This is a genomic window from Bradyrhizobium sp. SZCCHNRI1009, from assembly GCF_032487575.1.
Classification (GTDB): domain Bacteria; phylum Pseudomonadota; class Alphaproteobacteria; order Rhizobiales; family Xanthobacteraceae; genus Bradyrhizobium.
The window spans coordinates 436,060-452,924 of the sequence record NZ_JAUEUL010000002.1; the positions used below are offsets into that span (position 1 = coordinate 436,060).

Sequence of the window (16,865 nt, forward strand, 5' to 3'; positions counted from 1 at the left end):
CGACGCTGCTCGAACCGGCTTGCGATCGGTCGAAGCGGCGCGCAAGGACTGGCGCCTATTCCCCTCCAAGCCCCGCAGCGAATAGACGCTTGTGCGAATTTCGATTCGGTTACGGGCAGGCCGCAGGTCACCGGGGGAGGGCACGAAAGGCGCGCGCGGTTAAAGGCGCGTGTCCCGTCAAGGTGAACGACGGGCTAACGCTCAGGCCGGCACCAGCTCGGTCAGCGAGCGGATGATGCGGTCGGGCTTGACGTCGGTGCCTTCGGGCAGGCCGTCGCCATGGACGTCGATCCAGATCGAATAGATGCCGAGCCGCTGCGGCGCGACGATCTCCCATTCGAGATTGTCGCCGATCATCCAGGTGTCGTCCGGACCGACGCCGAGCCGCTCCATCGCGTGCCAATAGGCGCGCTCCTCGGGCTTGCCGAAGCCGTGCTCGCCCTCGATCTGGATGTGGTCGAAGCGATGCGCCAGCGCGAAGCGCTCGATCTTGGCGCGCTGCTGGCCGGCCTCGCCGTTGGTGACGAGCGCCAGCCTGACGCCGCGCGCCTTGAACGCGTCGATCGCCTCGTGGGCGCCGGGGAAGACGAACATCTGCTCGTCGCGGTAGGCGGTGAAGCGGTCGGCGATGCGGATCGCGAGCTCGGTCGGCAGGGCGGCGCCGGCGCTGGTCAGCGCCGCGAAGCCGCCCTTCACCACCTCCTGCCGCGCCTGGATCAGCTTCATCCGCCACTCCGCGCCCGCGACCGACCAGAAGCTGCGGGCCGAGGCCAGGATCGCGGCGGCCACGGCCTGCGGCGTATGCGGCGCGAGTTCGTCGGCGAACTCGGTGGCGACGATGTTCCAGGCGATCTCGGGACGGCCATAGGCCGACAGGATAGTGTCGTCCATGTCGATCAGCATGGCGCGGGGCAGGGCGGCGGTCATAATGAGCTTACGGGTCAATCAAACAAGGGTTTCAGGGCCATTTCACTTCAGGCGGCATCGACGACAGAATGGACTCCACATTGCCACCGGTTTTCAGCCCAAATGTGGTGCCGCGGTCATAAAGCAGGTTGAATTCCACATAGCGGCCGCGCCGGATCAGCTGCTCCTCGCGGTCCGCCTCGGTCCAGGGGGTGGCAAAATTGCGCCGGACCAGCTCGGGATAGATGGCGAGAAAGGCGCGGCCGACGTCCTGGGTGAAGGCGAGGTCGGCCTCCCAGTCGCCGGAATCGTGATGGTCGTAGAAGATGCCGCCGATGCCGCGCGGCTCCTTGCGGTGGGGCAGGTAGAAGTACTCGTCGCACCAGCGCTTGTACTTGTCATAGGAGGCGACAGCCGCGTGCGCGTCGCAGGCACCTTTCATCGCGGCGTGGAAGGCGACCGTGTCAGGGTCCTCCTGGGTGCGGCGGCGGTCCAGCACCGGCGTCAGATCGGCGCCGCCGCCGAACCAGGCTTTTGTCGTGACGACGAAGCGCGTGTTCATGTGCACCGCCGGCACGTGCGGCGACCACAGATGCGCGATCAGCGAGATGCCGGAGGCCCAGAACCGCGGGTCTTCCGAGGCGCCGGGAATCTGGCTGCGGAATTCCGGGGCGAACTCGCCATGCACGGTCGAGCAGTGCACGCCGACCTTCTCGAACAGCCGGCCGTGCATCATGCTCATGACGCCGCCGCCGCCATGCCCGCCGCCATGATCGGTGCGCTCCCACGGCGTGCGCACGAACCGGCTCGGTGCGCGCGGATAGAGCGCAGCCGGCGCCTCGTCCTCGAGCCGCTCGAACGCCGCGCAGATCTGGTCGCGCAGGCTCTCGAACCAGGCGCGGGCGCGGGCCTTGCGATCCTCGATGGCGGCGATGGTCATGGACGCTCCCCCCTGGCACATTGGCGGTCACCCCGCCGTCAAGAGTCCATGACAGCCGGAGGTGACAGTGCTGTTGTCGCTACGGTTCGGTCCTACCACAATCGATCAGGCCTGCGGACCGAAATAGGTGCAGGTCTCGCGGCAGCTGTCGCGGTGGACGCTGACCTTGGTGACATGGCCGATGGAGCGGACGCGCTCATAGATGAAGCGCGACAGGTTCTCCAGCGTCGGCAGCCCGATCGCCTCGATCTTGTTCAGGAACTTGTGGTCGAGCATGGTCTGGATCTCGCCCAGGCGCTGCGTCAGCACGCCGAAATCCACCACCATGCCGGTCTCGGGATTGGTCGCATCGCCCCGCACCGTCACCTCGGCGCGGAAGGAGTGGCCGTGGATCTCCTGGCTGGCTTCGCCGAGCGTCGTGATCGGCAGCGTATGCGCGGCCTCGAAGGTGAACGACTTGGTCAATTCCCACATCGTGTCAGTCACAATCCTATCTGATGCCGATCATCTTGTGCGTCTGCAGGCTGAGCCGCCATTGCGGATGATGCTGGCAGTAATCGATGGCGCGCGCCGTGTTCGCGGCCGCCTCGGGCCCGTCCATCGGCTGCAGCGAGAAGCGCTCGAAGGCGAGGCCGTCGAACCGCTCCGGCTCGGCTCCCTGTTGCGGATAGACCAGCTTCAGCTCGTGGCCCTGCCGCAGGTTCAGCTCGGCGCCGGCCTTCGGGCTGACGCAGATCCAGTCGATCCCGTCAGGCGGAATGAGCGTACCGTTGGTTTCGACCCCGACCGCGAAGCCGCGGGCGTGGAGCGCTTCGATCAGGTCGGCATCGACCTGCAGCAGCGGCTCCCCGCCGGTGAGGATCGTATAGCGGTCGGCCGCCCCGCCTGTCCATTGCCCGGCGATGGCCGCGGCCAGGTCGGCGGCATTGGCGTAACGGCCGCCTAGCGTGCCGTCGGTGCCGACGAAATCGGTGTCACAGAACCGGCACGTCGCGGTTGCGCGGTCGGCCTCGCGGCCGCTCCACAGGTTGCAGCCGGCGAAGCGGCAGAACACGGCGGCACGGCCCGCCTGGGCGCCTTCGCCCTGCAGGGTCATGAAGATTTCCTTCACCGCGTAGCTCACGCTCCGGCTCCTTGTGACTGCAATTGGACGAATTGTCCGGTCTGGCGCAGCGCCTCGCCGGTGGCGATCGCCGCCGCCATCGCCACGTTCAGCGAGCGCAGTCCGGGCTTGAGCGGAATCCGCAACCGCGCATCGGCCGCTGCCGCCACGCCGTCCGGCACGCCGGCGCTCTCGCGCCCGAGCAGCAGGATGTCGTCCGGCCGGTAGCTGACGTCGAGATAGCAGGTCGCGGCCCTGGTCGTCAGCAGCAGCAGGCGATGGCCCGCTCCGGACCGCCAGGCCTCGAACGCGCTCCAGGAATCGTGCCGCCGCCAATTCAGCTGGTCCAGATAGTCCATGCCGGCGCGGCGGAACTGGCGGTCGGACACCGGAAAGCCCGCCGGCTCGATGATGTGGGCCGCGAGCCCGAGGCAGGCGCAGAGGCGCAGAATCGTTCCGGTGTTCTGCGGAATGTCGGGCTGATAGAGCGCGATCTGCATGCGAATTGGTCTTAAGACTGAGGCTGAAAGTCCGCTTCGGAAGCGGGAATTGGTGCATGGCGTGCTGCAGGGCCGATAGCGGGCTTGCGCTCGTATCGCAAGGGTGCCAATAGAACGATTCTGGACGGCTTGTTCCCCAGGGGCGGTGGAGCGAGCCGTTTTCTGCCGCCGCGGGGGACGCGGGCGCCGGCAGGATCTCCCGGTCACGTGATCTCCCAGGTCGAGATCGTCAGACGTCGAGCGGGGCGGTTCCACCGGCTGCAACGAAGAAAGGGTTGGAATCGTGACAGCGTCTACTGCGGATCATCCGACACGCCGGGATTTTCTTTTCGTCGCCACGGGCGCTACCGCGGCAGTCGGCGGTGTGCTCGCCCTGTGGCCCTTCATCTCCCAGATGAACCCCGATGCCTCGACCATCGCGGCCGGTGCGCCGATCGAGGTCGATCTCGCGCCCGTCGCCGAAGGACAGGACATCAAGGTGTTCTGGCGCGGCAAGCCGATCTACATCTCCCACCGCACCAAGAAGCAGGTCGAGGAAGTGCGCGCGGTGCCGGTGTCGAGCCTGCCGGATCCGGCGACCGACCAGTCCCGCACCAAGGACGGCCACGAGCAGTGGCTGGTCGTGATCGGCATCTGCACCCATCTCGGCTGCATCCCGATCGCGCATGAAGGCAATTACGACGGCTTCTTCTGCCCGTGCCACGGCTCGCAGTACGACGCTTCCGGCCGCGTGCGCCAGGGACCGGCGCCGCTCAACCTTCCCGTCCCGCCCTATCAGTTCGTTTCCGACACCAAGATCCAGATCGGCTGAGCAGACGTTTGTCTTGAGCTCACGCTCGATCGTGCAAGATAATTTCTTCAGGAACGCATCATGAGTGGACCTTCTGACTACCAGCCGAGCCACCCCGCCTTGAAGTGGCTCGAGCAACGACTTCCGATCATCGGCCTGGTCCACTCGTCCTTCGTTGCCTATCCGACGCCGCGGAACCTGAACTACTGGTGGACGTTCGGCGCCATCCTTTCGATCATGCTGGGCGTGCAGATCGTCACCGGCGTCATCCTGGCGATGCACTACACGCCGCACGCCGACATGGCCTTCAAGTCGGTCGAGCTGATCGTGCGCGACGTGAACTACGGCTGGCTGCTGCGCAACATGCATGCCTCCGGCGCGTCGATGTTTTTCCTTGCCGTCTACATCCACATGTTCCGCGGCCTGTATTACGGGTCATACAAGGCGCCGCGCGAGGTGCTCTGGATCCTCGGCGTCATCATTTATCTCCTGATGATGGCAACGGGCTTCATGGGCTACGTGCTGCCGTGGGGCCAGATGAGCTTCTGGGGCGCCACCGTCATCACCAATTTGTTCTCGGCGGTGCCCTATTTCGGCGAGAGCATCGTGACCCTGCTGTGGGGCGGCTACTCCGTCGGCAATCCCACCCTGAACCGCTTCTTCGCGCTCCACTACCTGCTGCCGTTCCTGATCGCCGGCGTGGTCGTGCTGCACGTCTGGGCGCTGCACGTGGTTGGCCAGAACAATCCGGCCGGCGTCGAGCCGAAGACCGAGAAGGACATGGTGCCGTTCACGCCCTATGCCACGATCAAGGACTTCTTCGGCGTCGCCTGCTTCCTGATCTTCTATTCCTGGTTCATCTTCTACATGCCGAACTATCTCGGCGACGCCGACAACTACATCCCGGCCAACCCGGCGGTGACCCCGGCGCACATCGTGCCCGAATGGTACTACCTGCCGTTCTACGCCATCCTGCGCTCGGTGCCGAACAAGCTCGCCGGCGTGATCGCGATGTTCGCGGCGATCATCGTGCTGGTGTTCCTGCCCTGGCTCGACTCGGCCAAGACCCGCTCGAACAAGTACCGTCCGCTCGGCAAGCAGTTCTTCTGGATCTTTGTCGTCGTCTGCGTCGGCCTCGGCTATCTCGGCGCGCAGCCGCCGGAGGGCGTCTACGTCGTGCTCGGCCGTATCCTGACCGTGCTGTACTTCGCCTACTTCCTGATCGTGCTGCCGCTGCTCGCCCGCATCGAGCGGCCGCGGCCGCTGCCGAACTCGATCGCCGACGACGTGCTGGCGAAGTCCGGCCGCAAGGTGGTGGCCTCGGCCGCGATTGCGCTGGTCGCCGCGGTGTCGCTGCTCGCTGGCAGCATGGGCGATGCCCGTGCCAGCGAAGGCCAGGAGAACCCGCCGTCGGTGAAGTGGTCGTTTGCAGGTCCGTTCGGCACCTTCGATCGCGGCGCCGTGCAGCGCGGCCTGAAGATCTACAAGGAAGTCTGCTCGAACTGCCATTCGCTGAACTATGTGGCGTTCCGCAATCTGGCCGAGCCTGGCGGCCCGGGCTACTCGCCAGCCCAGGCGGCCGCGTTCGCCGCCGAGTACAAGATCAAGGACGGTCCGAACGACGCCGGCGACATGTTCGAGCGCCCGGGCCGTCCCGCCGACTACTTTCCGGCGCCGTTCCCGAACGAGCAGGCGGCCCGTGCGGCCAATGGCGGTGCGGCGCCGCCGGACCTGTCGCTGATCGCCAAGGCGCGCTCCTACAAGCGCGGCTTCCCCTGGTTCCTGATCGACTTCTTCACCCAGTTCCAGGAGCAGGGCCCGAACTACGTCAACGCACTGCTGCAGGGCTATGAAGAGACCCCGCCGCACGGCGTGACCATCCCGGACGGCTCGTACTACAACAAGTACTTCCCCGGCCACGCGATCAAGATGCCGCCGCCGCTGTCCGACGGCCAGGTGACGTTCGACGACGGCTCGCCGGCCACCGTGAAGCAGTATGCCCACGACGTCGCGACCTTCCTGATGTGGACCGCCGAGCCGCACATGGAAGCACGCAAGCGCCTCGGCTATCAGGTGTTCATCTTCCTGATCATCTTCGCCGGGCTGATGTACTTCACCAAGAAGCGGGTCTGGGCTGCCGCGCATTGAGCGGAGCGCGAGCCATCGCCCGCATGCGATTGAAAAAGCCCCCTCTGGGGGCTTTTTTTCTTTTGGCCGCTCTGGCCGTCGTAGCATTGGCGAGGCACGGCAGAGGAGGGGACGCATGACGTCATTGTTGGCCTTCGCAGGCGCTGCCGTGCTCGAGATCGGCGGCTGCTTTGCGTTCTGGGCTTGGCTGCGGCTCGGCCATTCGCCGCTATGGCTGTTGCCGGGGATGGCCGCGCTTGCCGGCTTCGCCTATCTGCTGACCCTCGCCGACAGCCCGCTCGCCGGCCGCGCCTACGCCGCCTATGGCGGCATCTACATCACGTCGGCGCTGCTGTGGGGCTGGCTGGTCGAAGACCATCGCCCCGATCTGTGGGACGCCGCCGGCGCCCTGATCTGCCTCGCCGGCATGGCCGTGATCCTGTTCGCGCCACGGTCGCTGCCTGTGTAGCGCGGCGACCCGTGGCCGAGCGTGGCGACATCCGGCTACGAAGGCGGTCACGTTGAAGCGAACCCGATCCCCTCCCGTCGCGCCGGACGCGCATTTGCGGTAAACCGCATTCCCAACGTCCCAAACAGAAATTGCGGAGGACCATCATGGGCACACTCATCAGCTTCAAGCGCCCCGACGGCCAGGAGGCCAAGGGCTATCTCGCCAAGGCGGCGCAGGGCAATGCGCCGGGCGTCGTCGTCATCCAGGAATGGTGGGGCCTGCAGGATCAGATCAAGGGCATGTGCGACCGGTTCGCGCTGGCCGGCTTCAACGCGCTGGCGCCGGATCTCTACAAGGGCACAGTGGTGCCCTATCACGACACGGACGCCGCCGGCCGCGAGATGAACTCGCTCGACTTCATGGACGCGACCACGCAGACGGTGCGCGGCGCCGCGCAATATCTCGCCCGTAACGGCGCCAAGGTCGGCCTCACCGGCTTCTGTCTCGGCGGCGCGGTGACGATCATCGGCGCCACCCGGATCGCTGAGCTGACCGCCGGCGTCGTGTTCTACGGCATTCCGCCGGAGCAGGCGGCCAAGCCCGCCGACGTCAAGATTCCGCTGCAGGCCCATTTCGCCAACAAGGACGATTGGTGCACGCCGGCGCTGGTGGACGGCTTCGAGGCGGCGATGAAGGCCGCCGGCAAGTCGCTCGAGCTCTACCGCTACGACGCCGAGCATGCCTTCGTGAACGAGCAGCGCATGACCGTGCACGACCGCGCGGCCGCCGAGCTCGCCTGGGGCCGCGCCACGGCGTTCTTCCACAAGCATCTCGGCTGAGCTGAGGGCAGGGGCGCACCGGTCCGAAGCGGTGCCGCGCGGACTTTACACCGCGCGGACGGCCTTGATCTCGGCCGACGTCTGTTCGGCCTCGTCGCGGGACGAGGCGTCGTCGGTCGGCTCCAAGGGACGGGCGGGATCGATGCTGGTCGCCGCGTCGGCGGAGCGCCGTCGACGCTTCGTCCTCTTCGCCTGCGCTTCCAGGAAGCAATCGAGCAGCGTCTGCTGCTTCGGAAGCGCATGCGACACAGAAGGCTGTTTGCCGCGAGCCATGTTAACCAAGGTAATTCAATATGGTTAACCAATCATTGCCATACTATGGCAGATAGACAACAGGTGTTGCCCTCACGCACGGTCAAGTTATGTAACTTTTTGCGGTTGTGACAACCGCCGATCGACAGGAGAGGCCTCATGCACGCGCGCAACATGAGGTTGTGACGGGCCGCACAGCCGCCGGCTGCAGCCTTCCGCCGCCTGGCGCTGCGAGGTTTCCGCGAATCACCGTTGTTTCGCCGGGATATGAGCGTTGATCATGTTCGAAACGCGTCGCTTCGTTCGATGTTCGAATTCGCCGCGTCTCGTCGCCGGTTGCGTCGCAGAAACAATCTGAGGTAGCATTCCCCGATCCCTCTGCTGATGGAGAAAGCCGTGCGTGTGGCCTTTGCGCTGGCCGGGCTGGGCGGCTTGAACGCCCATGGCGCCGGCTTCCTCGATACGGCCCGCGCCTGGGGCGTGACGCCGGATCTCGTCACCGCGACATCCGGCCAGATCCTGGTGCTGTCGGCGTGGCTTCAGGGTCTCGATCTGCGCAACGAGCTGATGTCCTCCGACCGCCACCGGGATCCGGCGTCGCAGTTGCGCACGGTGATGTTCGGCTATCCCGGGGTGTTCCGTCCCGCCTATGCCGAGGCGCTGGCGCGCCTCGTCTCCTGGCCGGATTGGCGCGACGGCCCGTTCAACGCCCTCGCCGACCGGCTGTGGCCGGCGCAGCAATATGTCCCGGTGCGCAGCGAGGCCGACTTCGCGCACGCGGCGGAGACGCTCAACGCCACGCCGATCGGCGTCGTGTTCAACACCTATGATCCCGAGACCGGCACCGGCTATCTCTACGGCAACGAGGCGGCGCGGGCGCTGCTGCCGTCGGAGAAGTCGGTTCCCAATGCTCATGCCGTCAAGGCGCGGCAATCGGCGGCGAAGCGCGACCTGCGCTACGCCTCCGAGGTGCTGGCCGAGCGCGCCATCCGCCCGATCACGCCGGAGGCGGTCAAGGCGGCGCTGTGGCTGTCGCTCTACGGCTTCACCAAGCTGCCGCAGGGACAGATGGACGGCGCCTATCACCGTGCCAGCATCATCTCCGAGCTGCACGGTTTCGACCGCGTCTTCGCCGTCCGCCCGCTCGCACAGGGGTGGCAGGGCCAGGCGCCGGCCAATTGGTTCGAGGTGCAGGACTGGACCACCGAGATGTGGTTCTCGGTCGGCTACAAGGCCGAGGTCGATGCGCTCAAGCGCATCAACGACCTGATCGCGAGCGGCGCCATCACCGATCCCAAATACAAGACCGTGGAGCTGGTCGAGATCCAGCCGGAGACGCCGGCCGGCTACTTCAACTACTTCGTCGAGCGCGGCGAGGTGTATGAGAACGCGGTGGTGGCCACGGAGCAGAAGTTCGCGGAGCTCGGGCTGGTGAAGCCGGTGACGTGAGCGGTCGGCATTCAGTCACGGCCGCCGCCGCGCGATGCGGTAGCGGCCGCGATGGCCGTGGTCAGCCTGCGGTGATGGCTCCCACAAGCGCTTCGTTGGTCATCGGCCTGCCGTGCAGATTCCAGGTGCCGTCGACGGCATGGACGCCGTTGGACCAGATCCGGTCCCTCGCCAGCGCGCCGCCGGAGAGGTCATGCAGAATGTCGGTGGCTTCGCCGAAGAACGCCGTCTGGATGTCGCGGCTGGCGAGCGCAAAGGACGGCGTCTTGGTCTCGATCCAGGCGCCATCGACCGGTTGGCCGCCGGCGAAGGTCTGGCCCTTCGGCAGGATGTTCAGATGGGCCGTGACGTTCGCCGTCATGATCCTGTTTCCCGCGAGACCATGATGTCTCAGGAACGCTTCCGTGATCCGCGCGACCGCGATCGGCGCCTTGTCGGCAGCGATGACGCCTTCGGTGAGTGTGAGACTGATCGGCATGAGTCCTCCTGTGCCCGCCCTATGGCGGTTGTCCGGGGAATGGCGGTCATTATATAACGACCGTGATGTATATATAGAATAACGATCGTTATGAGTCAATCGTGAAATAACGATCGCTATGAAAGGCGCCAGATGCGGTATCAGGCCGAACATAAGCTGGAAGCAAAGGCAAAACTGTTGGAGGCCGCAGGCCGCGGATTTCGCCGGCTCGGCTATGGCGGGATCGGCGTCGATGGTCTGGCCAAGGAGGCCGGGGTCACCTCCGGCGCATTCTACGGTCATTTCAAGTCGAAGGACGCCGCGTTCGAATCCGCCGCCTTGGCCGGACTCGAGGAACTCAGAGCCGGCATTGCAGCCCTTCAGGCGGAGCAGGGCGCCCGCTGGGCCGAGACGTTCGTCGCCTTCTATCTCGGTGAGCGCCTCACTTGCGCGCTGGATGCGAGCTGCGGCCTGCAGAGCCTGACCCCGGACGTCACGCGCGCCAGCGCGGCCATCAAGGCCAGCTACGGCGCGGCGCTCGAACGGGTCGCCCGGCAGATCGCGAAAGGGTTGCAGGGAAAGACCGACGAGGCGCGGCTGCAAAAGGCCTGGGCATTGATGGCGCTTCTCTCGGGCGGCGTGACCATGGCGCGCAGCGTCGCCTCACCCGAAGCCCGCGACGCCATCGCCGCCCATCTCAAGCAAGCCGCGCGCGGGCTGCTGTAGGGCAATTGCCGCGCGAGTACTCAGCTTCGCAAGTTGTGAGTTGCCGCTCGCCCAACAGCGGTGAGCCCCGCTCCCTGCAAGGGGCACTCCAGGGCAGGGCTGTCGCATATGGAGATGCGGAGCTATCCCAGCGAACTATCCTGCCGACTAGTTGCTCCGTCATGCCCGGGCTTGTCCCGGGCATCCACATCGTTCTCAGCATGCCGGACGACGTGGATGGCCGGGACAAGCCCGGCCATGACGAGGTGGAGAAAGACGCGCACACGTAAGCGCCACCCCCACCTGTGTCCCCGCCGCCCCTTGACCCCGCCCGCCGCCCGTGGTCAGTTCCGCCGCATGAGCACCCTTGTCCGCCCAGCCCGTCTCTGGTGGCGCACCTTGTAAGAGGTGGCCGGTGCGATTCATTTGACATTCGATCGCAGAGGGGCCGCCACGCAGCGGCGGCTTCCGGTTGGTCCTGTGTGGCGTTTCCTCGGCAAATTCCGTAAGAGGACGCCCAAGAGGACCCCATGAACAGGACCGTTTTCGCCCTTCCGGCCCGCAGCGACTACCGCACCTCCAGCGGGCTCGCGATCACGCGCGCCGTCGAGCAGTTTTCCGGCAATGCCAGCCGGCTCGACGACCTGATCGACCTGCTCGACCGCCGCCGCGGCGTGGTGCTGTCCTCGGGCACGACCGTGCCCGGCCGCTACGAGAGTTTTGACCTCGGCTTCGCCGACCCGCCGCTGGTGCTGGAAACCAAGGGCGCCGACTTCACCCTGCAGGCGCTCAACCGCCGCGGCGAGGTGCTGATCGCGTTCCTGAAGGACACGTTGCGCGAGCCCTGCGTGGTCATTACTGCGGCTTCGCCGGCGCGGCTGGCCGGACACATCGTCCGCGGGCCTGCCCCGGTCGAGGAGGACCAACGCACCCGCCGCGCCAGCGTGATGTCGCTGGTGCGGGCGATGATCGCCGCGCTGTCCGCCAATGACGATCCGCTGCTCGGCCTGTTCGGCGCCTTCGCCTACGACCTCGTCTTCCAGATCGAGGACCTCGTGCAGAAGCGGCCGCGCGAAAAGGACCAGCGCGACATCGTGCTCTACGTGCCCGATCGCCTTCTGGCCTATGACCGCGCCACCGGCCGCGGCGTCGTGCTGTCTTATGATTTCTCCTGGAACGGCCAGTCGACATCAGGCCTGCCGCGCGACACCGACGCCAGCGTCTATCTGAAGGAGCCGCGCCAGGGCTTTGCCGACCACGCGCCGGGCGAGTACCAGGCCACGGTCGAGAAGGCCCGCGCCGCCTTTGCCCGCGGCGACCTGTTCGAGGCGGTGCCCGGCCAGTTGTTTGCCGAGCCGTGCGAGCGCTCGCCGGCGGAAGTGTTCCAGCGGCTCTGCCGGATCAACCCGTCGCCCTATGGCGCGCTGATGAATCTCGGCGACGGCGAGTTCCTGGTGTCGGCGTCGCCCGAGATGTTCGTCCGCTCCGACGGCCGCCGCGTCGAGACCTGCCCGATCTCCGGCACCATCGCGCGCGGCCGCGACGCCATCGGCGATGCCGAGCAGATCCGTCAGCTCCTGAACTCGGAGAAGGACGAGTTCGAGCTCAACATGTGCACCGACGTCGACCGCAACGACAAGGCGCGCATCTGCGTGCCCGGCACCATCAAGGTGCTGGCGCGCCGCCAGATCGAGACCTACTCGAAGCTGTTCCACACCGTCGACCACGTCGAGGGCATGCTGCGGCCGGGCTTCGACGCGCTCGACGCGTTCCTGACCCACGCCTGGGCCGTGACCGTCACCGGCGCGCCAAAGCTGTGGGCGATGCAGTTCGTCGAGGACAATGAGCGCTCGCCGCGGCGCTGGTACGCCGGCGCGATCGGCGCCGTGAATTTCGACGGCTCGATCAACACCGGCCTCACCATCCGCACCATCCGCATGAAGGACGGGCTCGCCGAGGTGCGCGTTGGCGCCACCTGTTTGTTCGATTCGGACCCCGCGGCCGAGGATCGCGAGTGCCAGGTCAAGGCGGCGGCGCTGTTCCAGGCGCTGCGCGGCGATCCGCCGAAGCCGCTGTCGTCGACGGCGCCGGACGCGACAGGCTCCGGCAAGAACGTGCTGCTGATCGATCATGACGACTCGTTCGTGCACATGCTGGCCGACTATTTCCGCCAGGTCGGCGCCAACGTCACGGTGGTGCGTTATGTCCATGCACTGAAGATGCTGGCCGAGCGCAGCTGGGATCTGATCGTGCTCTCGCCGGGGCCGGGCCGTCCCGAGGACTTCAAGATCTCGACCACCATCGATGCCGCGCTTCAAAAGAAGCTGCCGATCTTCGGCGTCTGTCTCGGCGTGCAGGCGATGGGAGAGTATTTCGGCGGCCAGCTCGGCCAGCTCGCCCAGCCGGCGCATGGAAGGCCCTCGCGGGTCCAGGTGCGCGGCGGCCGCCTGATGCAGGGGCTGCCGAATGAGATCGTGATCGGCCGCTATCACTCGCTGTTCGTCGAGCGCGACAGCATGCCCGAGGTGCTGACGGTGACGGCGGCAACCGAGGACGGCGTGGCGATGGCGATCGAGCACAAGACGCTGCCGGTCGGCGGCGTGCAGTTCCATCCGGAATCGCTGATGTCGCTCGGCGATGCCGTCGGTTTGCGGATCGTGGAGAATGCATTCCGGCTGAAGCAGCCGGCGTAACAGGTGGTCGCCGTCATCGCGAGGAGCGTAGCGACGAAGCGATCCAGAGTTGTTTTCGCGGCCCTGGATTGCTTCGCTTCGCTCGCAATGACGAATTCCTCGCGGTCACGGCAAAACAAGGTAGCGAGAGCACGATGACGTTCGATCTGGACATCAAGAACACGGTCCGCACCATTCCGGACTATCCGAAGCCCGGCATCCTGTTCCGGGACATCACGACGCTGTTGGCGGACGCGCGCGCGTTCCGCCGCGCGGTGGACGAGCTGGTGCATCCCTGGGCCGGATCGAAGATCGACAAGGTCGCCGGCATCGAGGCCCGCGGCTTCATCCTCGGCGGCGCGGTCGCGCATCAGCTCTCGGCCGGGTTCGTGCCGATCCGCAAGAAGGGCAAGCTGCCGCACAAGACGGTCAGCATGTCCTACGCGCTGGAATACGGCACCGACGAGATGGAGATGCATGTCGACGCGGTGCAGCCCGGCGAGCGCGTGATCCTGGTCGACGATCTCATCGCCACCGGCGGCACGGCCGAGGGCGCGGTGAAGCTGCTGCGCCAGATCGGCGCGACCGTGGTGGCGGCCTGCTTCATCATCGACCTGCCGGATCTCGGCGGCGCCGCCAAGCTGCGCGCGCTCGACGTGCCCGTGCGCACGCTGATCTCGTTCGAAGGGCACTGAAACGCGCGCGGCGGCGTCAGGACCGCTGCATCAGGAGCTCGTTCTCGATCTCGCGCAGCGCATAATAGTTGCGCCGGATCCATTGATAGAGCTCGGTGGAGGGGTCCTTCTCCTGGCGCAGATAGCCGGTGAAGGAGAACGAGAAGCGCTCGATGTAGGTTCGGAGGAAGGCGGGCAGGGCGGCAATGTGCAGATGCTTGCTGCGGCTGTAGAGGTCGGGGAGCTCCTCGCGTAGCACGTGGTCGTTCTCGACCACGATCAGCTGTGCCTTCGGGATCTGCCGCCGCAGGGCGTCATAGGCGCGCATCGAGACGCGGTCGCCCTCGGCGCAGTACAGCACGATCGGGACCACGTTCCGCCGTGCGGCCTCCTTCAAAAAGCCGATCTGTTCGGACATTTTGAAGAACTCGTCGAACGAGTAGTAGCCGAGGTCGATCACCTTGGGGATACCGTCGTTGAGGATCACCCGGTCCATCAATTGGATCTTGCCGTAAGTGTCCTCGATCGTCGCGGTTTCCGTGATCTGCGGCAGGAAGTCGAGCAGCGACGGCTCGCGCAGGGTGACGTCGAAGGCGAGCACCTGGCCGTTCTTGAGCAGCAGGAACTCGCTCAGGACCCGCGCAAGCAGCGTCTTCCCGGATTGCGGCCGGGGCGAGCAGACGATGTAGACGGGCGTCGCGGGCATCCGACCTATATCAGGTCAAATGCGGTTGCGATAAAGTCCCATCAGTCACGGGAATGCTATTTTTCCCCGGCCGGCCGCGGCGCCGCCGCCTTGGTCGAGCCGACGATGTCGGTCAGCTTGATGCGGTCGTACTCGCTCCAGACATTGGCGAGCCAATGCCGGACATAGCCGCGCAGCACGAAGGAGTAGTTGGCGGCCTCGTCGCGCGGCCCCTTGTTGGCGACGAATTTGAGGAACGGCACCGACGCCACCTCGACCTGCTCGAACGCCATCTCGTTGAGCTTGGGGATGGTCAGCTCGGTCGCGTCCTTGATGCGGTGGAAGTAGGAGTTGTAGGTCGACTGGTCCCACTCGAAGAAGCTGGTGTTGTTGATGAAGTTCTTCACCAGGAAATATTTCGCGCCGATCATGTAGCTCGCGGTCTCGGCGATCTCGTCGAGCGAGGCGATCGACGAGCCCAGGATGTGGAACACCGCGAAGGTGATCTGGCCGGAGCGGGCGGCGTCGAGGAAGCCGATGTCGCGCAAGGCGGCCAGTGTCGGTGACATCAGGCCGGCGCGGACGTCGATCACGGTCACCGAGGGCGCCACCGCGCTCAATGTGTCGAAGATCTTCATCTGGTCCGGCGTCGAATTCATGTCGACGATCTCGGTGATCTCCGGGTGGAAGCGCTTCAGGGTGCCGCGCGGATGCTCGGTGTCGAACGCCCGGGTGGGGACATTGTTGGCGCTGAAATAATCGAGCAACGTCCGCGACACCGTGGTCTTGCCGACCCCGCCCTTGTCCGCGCCCACCACAACCACTGCCGGTTTCGCCATGGAAAGTCCTTCAGCCCTGAGGCCGGCCAGGGGGCCGGCGCATTGCATTCTGCTTTGGGCGCGAACATGGCAGAAACGCTGGAGAATTCAAATTCATTGCAGCACGGGACCAGGGAAATTTGCACCCTCGCCGCCGCGGGCCGGAGCAATGGAGGCATTCCGGCCAAACGTTCGTGCCGGCGAGCAAGCACTTGCAAGCGAGTGGCAGGATGATTGCCCGTCGCACGGGATTGGACCCTGATTCCGCTGCGAAGGCGGGGGTCTAGTGTCGGCCCCAGGGACCGGTTGCGGGTGTGCTCCAAGGTCCCTCGGGAGCGGCCTGTCCCTGGCCGGATGGCGTGGCCGGGCCATCGGCCTGGCCCCAGGGACCACCGGACGGCAGCGGTGGCGGAGCGTCGCTTTCGGTCGCGTCGGCGCCGGTGTCGTCCGGCTGTGCCTCGTCCGTGGGCAGCGACAGCGGGCCCGGATCATGGCCGCCGGCGAACTTGATCAGCGCCTGGACCCGGGCATCGACCGAGGGATGGGTGGCGAACAGGTCGGCAAAGCCCTCGCGCGGATTGTCGACGCACAATTCCATGACGGCGGAGGTGGCGCCGGGCAGCTCGCCGCGCCCTTCGATCTTGCGCAGAGCGCTGATCATGGCGTCCGGATTCTTGGTCAACTCGACCGACCCGGCATCGGCGAGGTATTCGCGGGTGCGCGACAGCGCCAGCTTGACCACCTGGGACAACAGCCAGGCCACCACGATCAGCACGACCGCGATGATCACGACGATGATCGCCCCGCCGCCGGAGCCCTTGCGGTCGGAGTCGGATGAGGAGGAGGACGACGACGAGCGGCCCCAGCCGCCGCCCCAGCTCATGTTGGTGAACAGGCGGAAGAACAATTCGCCGAAGAAGCCAACCACGCCGGCGATGATGACGGCCACCACCATCAGCTGCACGTCGCCGTTGCGGATGTGGGTGAGCTCGTGACCCAGCACCGCCTCGATCTCCTTGTCATCGAGCGCAGCGAGCAGGCCGGTCGTGACGGTGACGGCGTATTGCCGCTGATTGAGGCCGGTGGCGAAGGCATTCAGGGCCGGGCTGTCCATGATCTTCAGCTTCGGCATGGTGATGCCGCGCGAGATGCAGAGGTTCTCGAGCAGATTGTACAGCCGCGGCTGCTCCTGACGGGTGACCGCGGTGCCCCCGGTCACGGCGTCGATCATCGTCTGGTGAAAGAAATAGGCGATCACGATCCAGGCCGCCGCGCCCAGCGTGGCCCAGGGCAGCGCCTTGATCAGGTCGCGGGTGGCGGCGTTCATGTAATAGGCGACGCTGCCATTGCCGTTGATCATGACCTCCGCGATCAGCGCGCCGGCGAACACCAGCACATAGATCAGCAGGAACAGGCCGCCGAGCAGCAGCACCGAACGGGTCTTGTTCGATGCGATGTGGGTGTAGAGACCGTAGGCGGCCATGGCGTCGGACCCTTC

At 66.0% G+C, this 16,865-nt stretch carries 18 protein-coding genes; 8 read left to right on the plus strand and 10 right to left on the minus strand.

Translation table 11 applies throughout. From position 1 onward, the window contains the following. Positions 1–201: 201 nt before the first annotated feature. The 5 genes from QX010_RS05545 to QX010_RS05565 form a co-directional block, all read right to left on the minus strand. Positions 202–927 (minus strand): HAD family hydrolase, encoded by a 726-nt coding sequence (locus QX010_RS05545; RefSeq protein WP_316178143.1) that lies wholly within the window; start codon positions 925–927, stop codon positions 202–204. A gap of 31 nt (positions 928–958) precedes the next feature. Continuing rightward, positions 959–1,846, minus strand: coding sequence for an oxygen-dependent coproporphyrinogen oxidase (gene hemF, locus QX010_RS05550; RefSeq protein WP_316178145.1), 888 nt, complete (start codon positions 1,844–1,846; stop codon positions 959–961). 105 nt (positions 1,847–1,951) lie between these two features. After that, positions 1,952–2,320 (minus strand): 6-carboxytetrahydropterin synthase, encoded by a 369-nt coding sequence (locus QX010_RS05555; RefSeq protein ID WP_315802876.1) that lies wholly within the window; start codon positions 2,318–2,320, stop codon positions 1,952–1,954. 16 nt (positions 2,321–2,336) lie between these two features. After that, positions 2,337–2,969 (minus strand): 7-carboxy-7-deazaguanine synthase, encoded by a 633-nt coding sequence (queE, locus tag QX010_RS05560; protein WP_315802781.1) that lies wholly within the window; start codon positions 2,967–2,969, stop codon positions 2,337–2,339. Beyond that, positions 2,966–3,448, minus strand: coding sequence for a tRNA (cytidine(34)-2'-O)-methyltransferase (locus QX010_RS05565; protein WP_316178147.1), 483 nt, complete (start codon positions 3,446–3,448; stop codon positions 2,966–2,968). The genes queE and QX010_RS05565 overlap by 4 nt, the downstream gene beginning before the upstream one ends. 280 nt (positions 3,449–3,728) lie before the next feature. On the opposite strand from QX010_RS05565, the gene petA reads away from it, so the two are divergent. The 4 genes from petA (at position 3,729) to QX010_RS05585 (ending at position 7,655) form a co-directional block, all read left to right on the plus strand. Then, the gene (gene petA / locus QX010_RS05570) at positions 3,729–4,259 is read left to right on the plus strand and encodes a ubiquinol-cytochrome c reductase iron-sulfur subunit (protein WP_315802877.1); all 531 of its coding nucleotides are present in this window, start codon (positions 3,729–3,731) and stop codon (positions 4,257–4,259) included. Between the two features lie 60 nt (positions 4,260–4,319). Then, a complete protein-coding gene (locus QX010_RS05575) occupies positions 4,320–6,386 on the plus strand; it encodes a cytochrome c1 (protein ID WP_316178149.1) in 2,067 nt (688 codons plus the stop codon). A gap of 115 nt (positions 6,387–6,501) precedes the next feature. Further along, positions 6,502–6,834 carry a YnfA family protein gene (locus tag QX010_RS05580; RefSeq protein WP_316178150.1) on the plus strand — a complete coding sequence of 111 codons (333 nt, stop codon included), beginning with the start codon at positions 6,502–6,504 and terminating at the stop codon, positions 6,832–6,834. Positions 6,835–6,980: 146 nt separating this feature from the next. Then, entirely contained in the window at positions 6,981–7,655 is a 675-nt protein-coding gene (locus QX010_RS05585; RefSeq protein ID WP_315802785.1) for a dienelactone hydrolase family protein, read from the plus strand. Between the two features lie 45 nt (positions 7,656–7,700). Here QX010_RS05585 and QX010_RS05590 read toward each other — a convergent pair whose 3' ends face one another. Beyond that, positions 7,701–7,904, minus strand: a complete 204-nt coding sequence (locus tag QX010_RS05590; RefSeq protein ID WP_315802786.1) for a hypothetical protein — start codon at positions 7,902–7,904, stop codon at positions 7,701–7,703. Positions 7,905–8,303: 399 nt separating this feature from the next. On the opposite strand from QX010_RS05590, the gene QX010_RS05595 reads away from it, so the two are divergent. Beyond that, positions 8,304–9,356, plus strand: coding sequence for a hypothetical protein (locus QX010_RS05595; RefSeq protein ID WP_315802787.1), 1,053 nt, complete (start codon positions 8,304–8,306; stop codon positions 9,354–9,356). Between the two features lie 61 nt (positions 9,357–9,417). On the opposite strand, the gene QX010_RS05600 is transcribed toward QX010_RS05595, so the two are convergent. Continuing rightward, on the minus strand, positions 9,418–9,834 hold the full coding sequence (locus QX010_RS05600) for a 4-oxalocrotonate tautomerase (protein ID WP_315802788.1): 417 nt from the start codon (positions 9,832–9,834) through the stop codon (positions 9,418–9,420). Positions 9,835–9,966: 132 nt separating this feature from the next. On the opposite strand from QX010_RS05600, the gene QX010_RS05605 reads away from it, so the two are divergent. The 3 genes from QX010_RS05605 to QX010_RS05615 all read left to right on the plus strand — a co-directional run bounded on the left by QX010_RS05605 (position 9,967) and on the right by QX010_RS05615 (position 13,885). Beyond that, on the plus strand, positions 9,967–10,539 hold the full coding sequence (locus QX010_RS05605; protein WP_315802789.1) for a TetR/AcrR family transcriptional regulator: 573 nt from the start codon (positions 9,967–9,969) through the stop codon (positions 10,537–10,539). A 509-nt stretch (positions 10,540–11,048) separates the two neighbouring features. Beyond that, the gene (locus QX010_RS05610) at positions 11,049–13,211 is read left to right on the plus strand and encodes an anthranilate synthase component I (protein WP_316178153.1); all 2,163 of its coding nucleotides are present in this window, start codon (positions 11,049–11,051) and stop codon (positions 13,209–13,211) included. A gap of 134 nt (positions 13,212–13,345) precedes the next feature. Beyond that, on the plus strand, positions 13,346–13,885 hold the full coding sequence (locus tag QX010_RS05615) for an adenine phosphoribosyltransferase (RefSeq protein WP_315802791.1): 540 nt from the start codon (positions 13,346–13,348) through the stop codon (positions 13,883–13,885). A 16-nt stretch (positions 13,886–13,901) separates the two neighbouring features. Here QX010_RS05615 and QX010_RS05620 read toward each other — a convergent pair whose 3' ends face one another. From QX010_RS05620 to QX010_RS05630, 3 genes are all read right to left on the minus strand, one after another. After that, positions 13,902–14,570 (minus strand): hypothetical protein, encoded by a 669-nt coding sequence (locus QX010_RS05620; protein ID WP_316178155.1) that lies wholly within the window; start codon positions 14,568–14,570, stop codon positions 13,902–13,904. A 56-nt stretch (positions 14,571–14,626) separates the two neighbouring features. Next, the gene (locus tag QX010_RS05625) at positions 14,627–15,388 is read right to left on the minus strand and encodes a hypothetical protein (protein ID WP_009025709.1); all 762 of its coding nucleotides are present in this window, start codon (positions 15,386–15,388) and stop codon (positions 14,627–14,629) included. A 262-nt stretch (positions 15,389–15,650) separates the two neighbouring features. Then, the gene (locus tag QX010_RS05630) at positions 15,651–16,850 is read right to left on the minus strand and encodes a M48 family metalloprotease (protein ID WP_316178157.1); all 1,200 of its coding nucleotides are present in this window, start codon (positions 16,848–16,850) and stop codon (positions 15,651–15,653) included. Between the last annotated feature and the right edge of the window lie 15 nt (positions 16,851–16,865).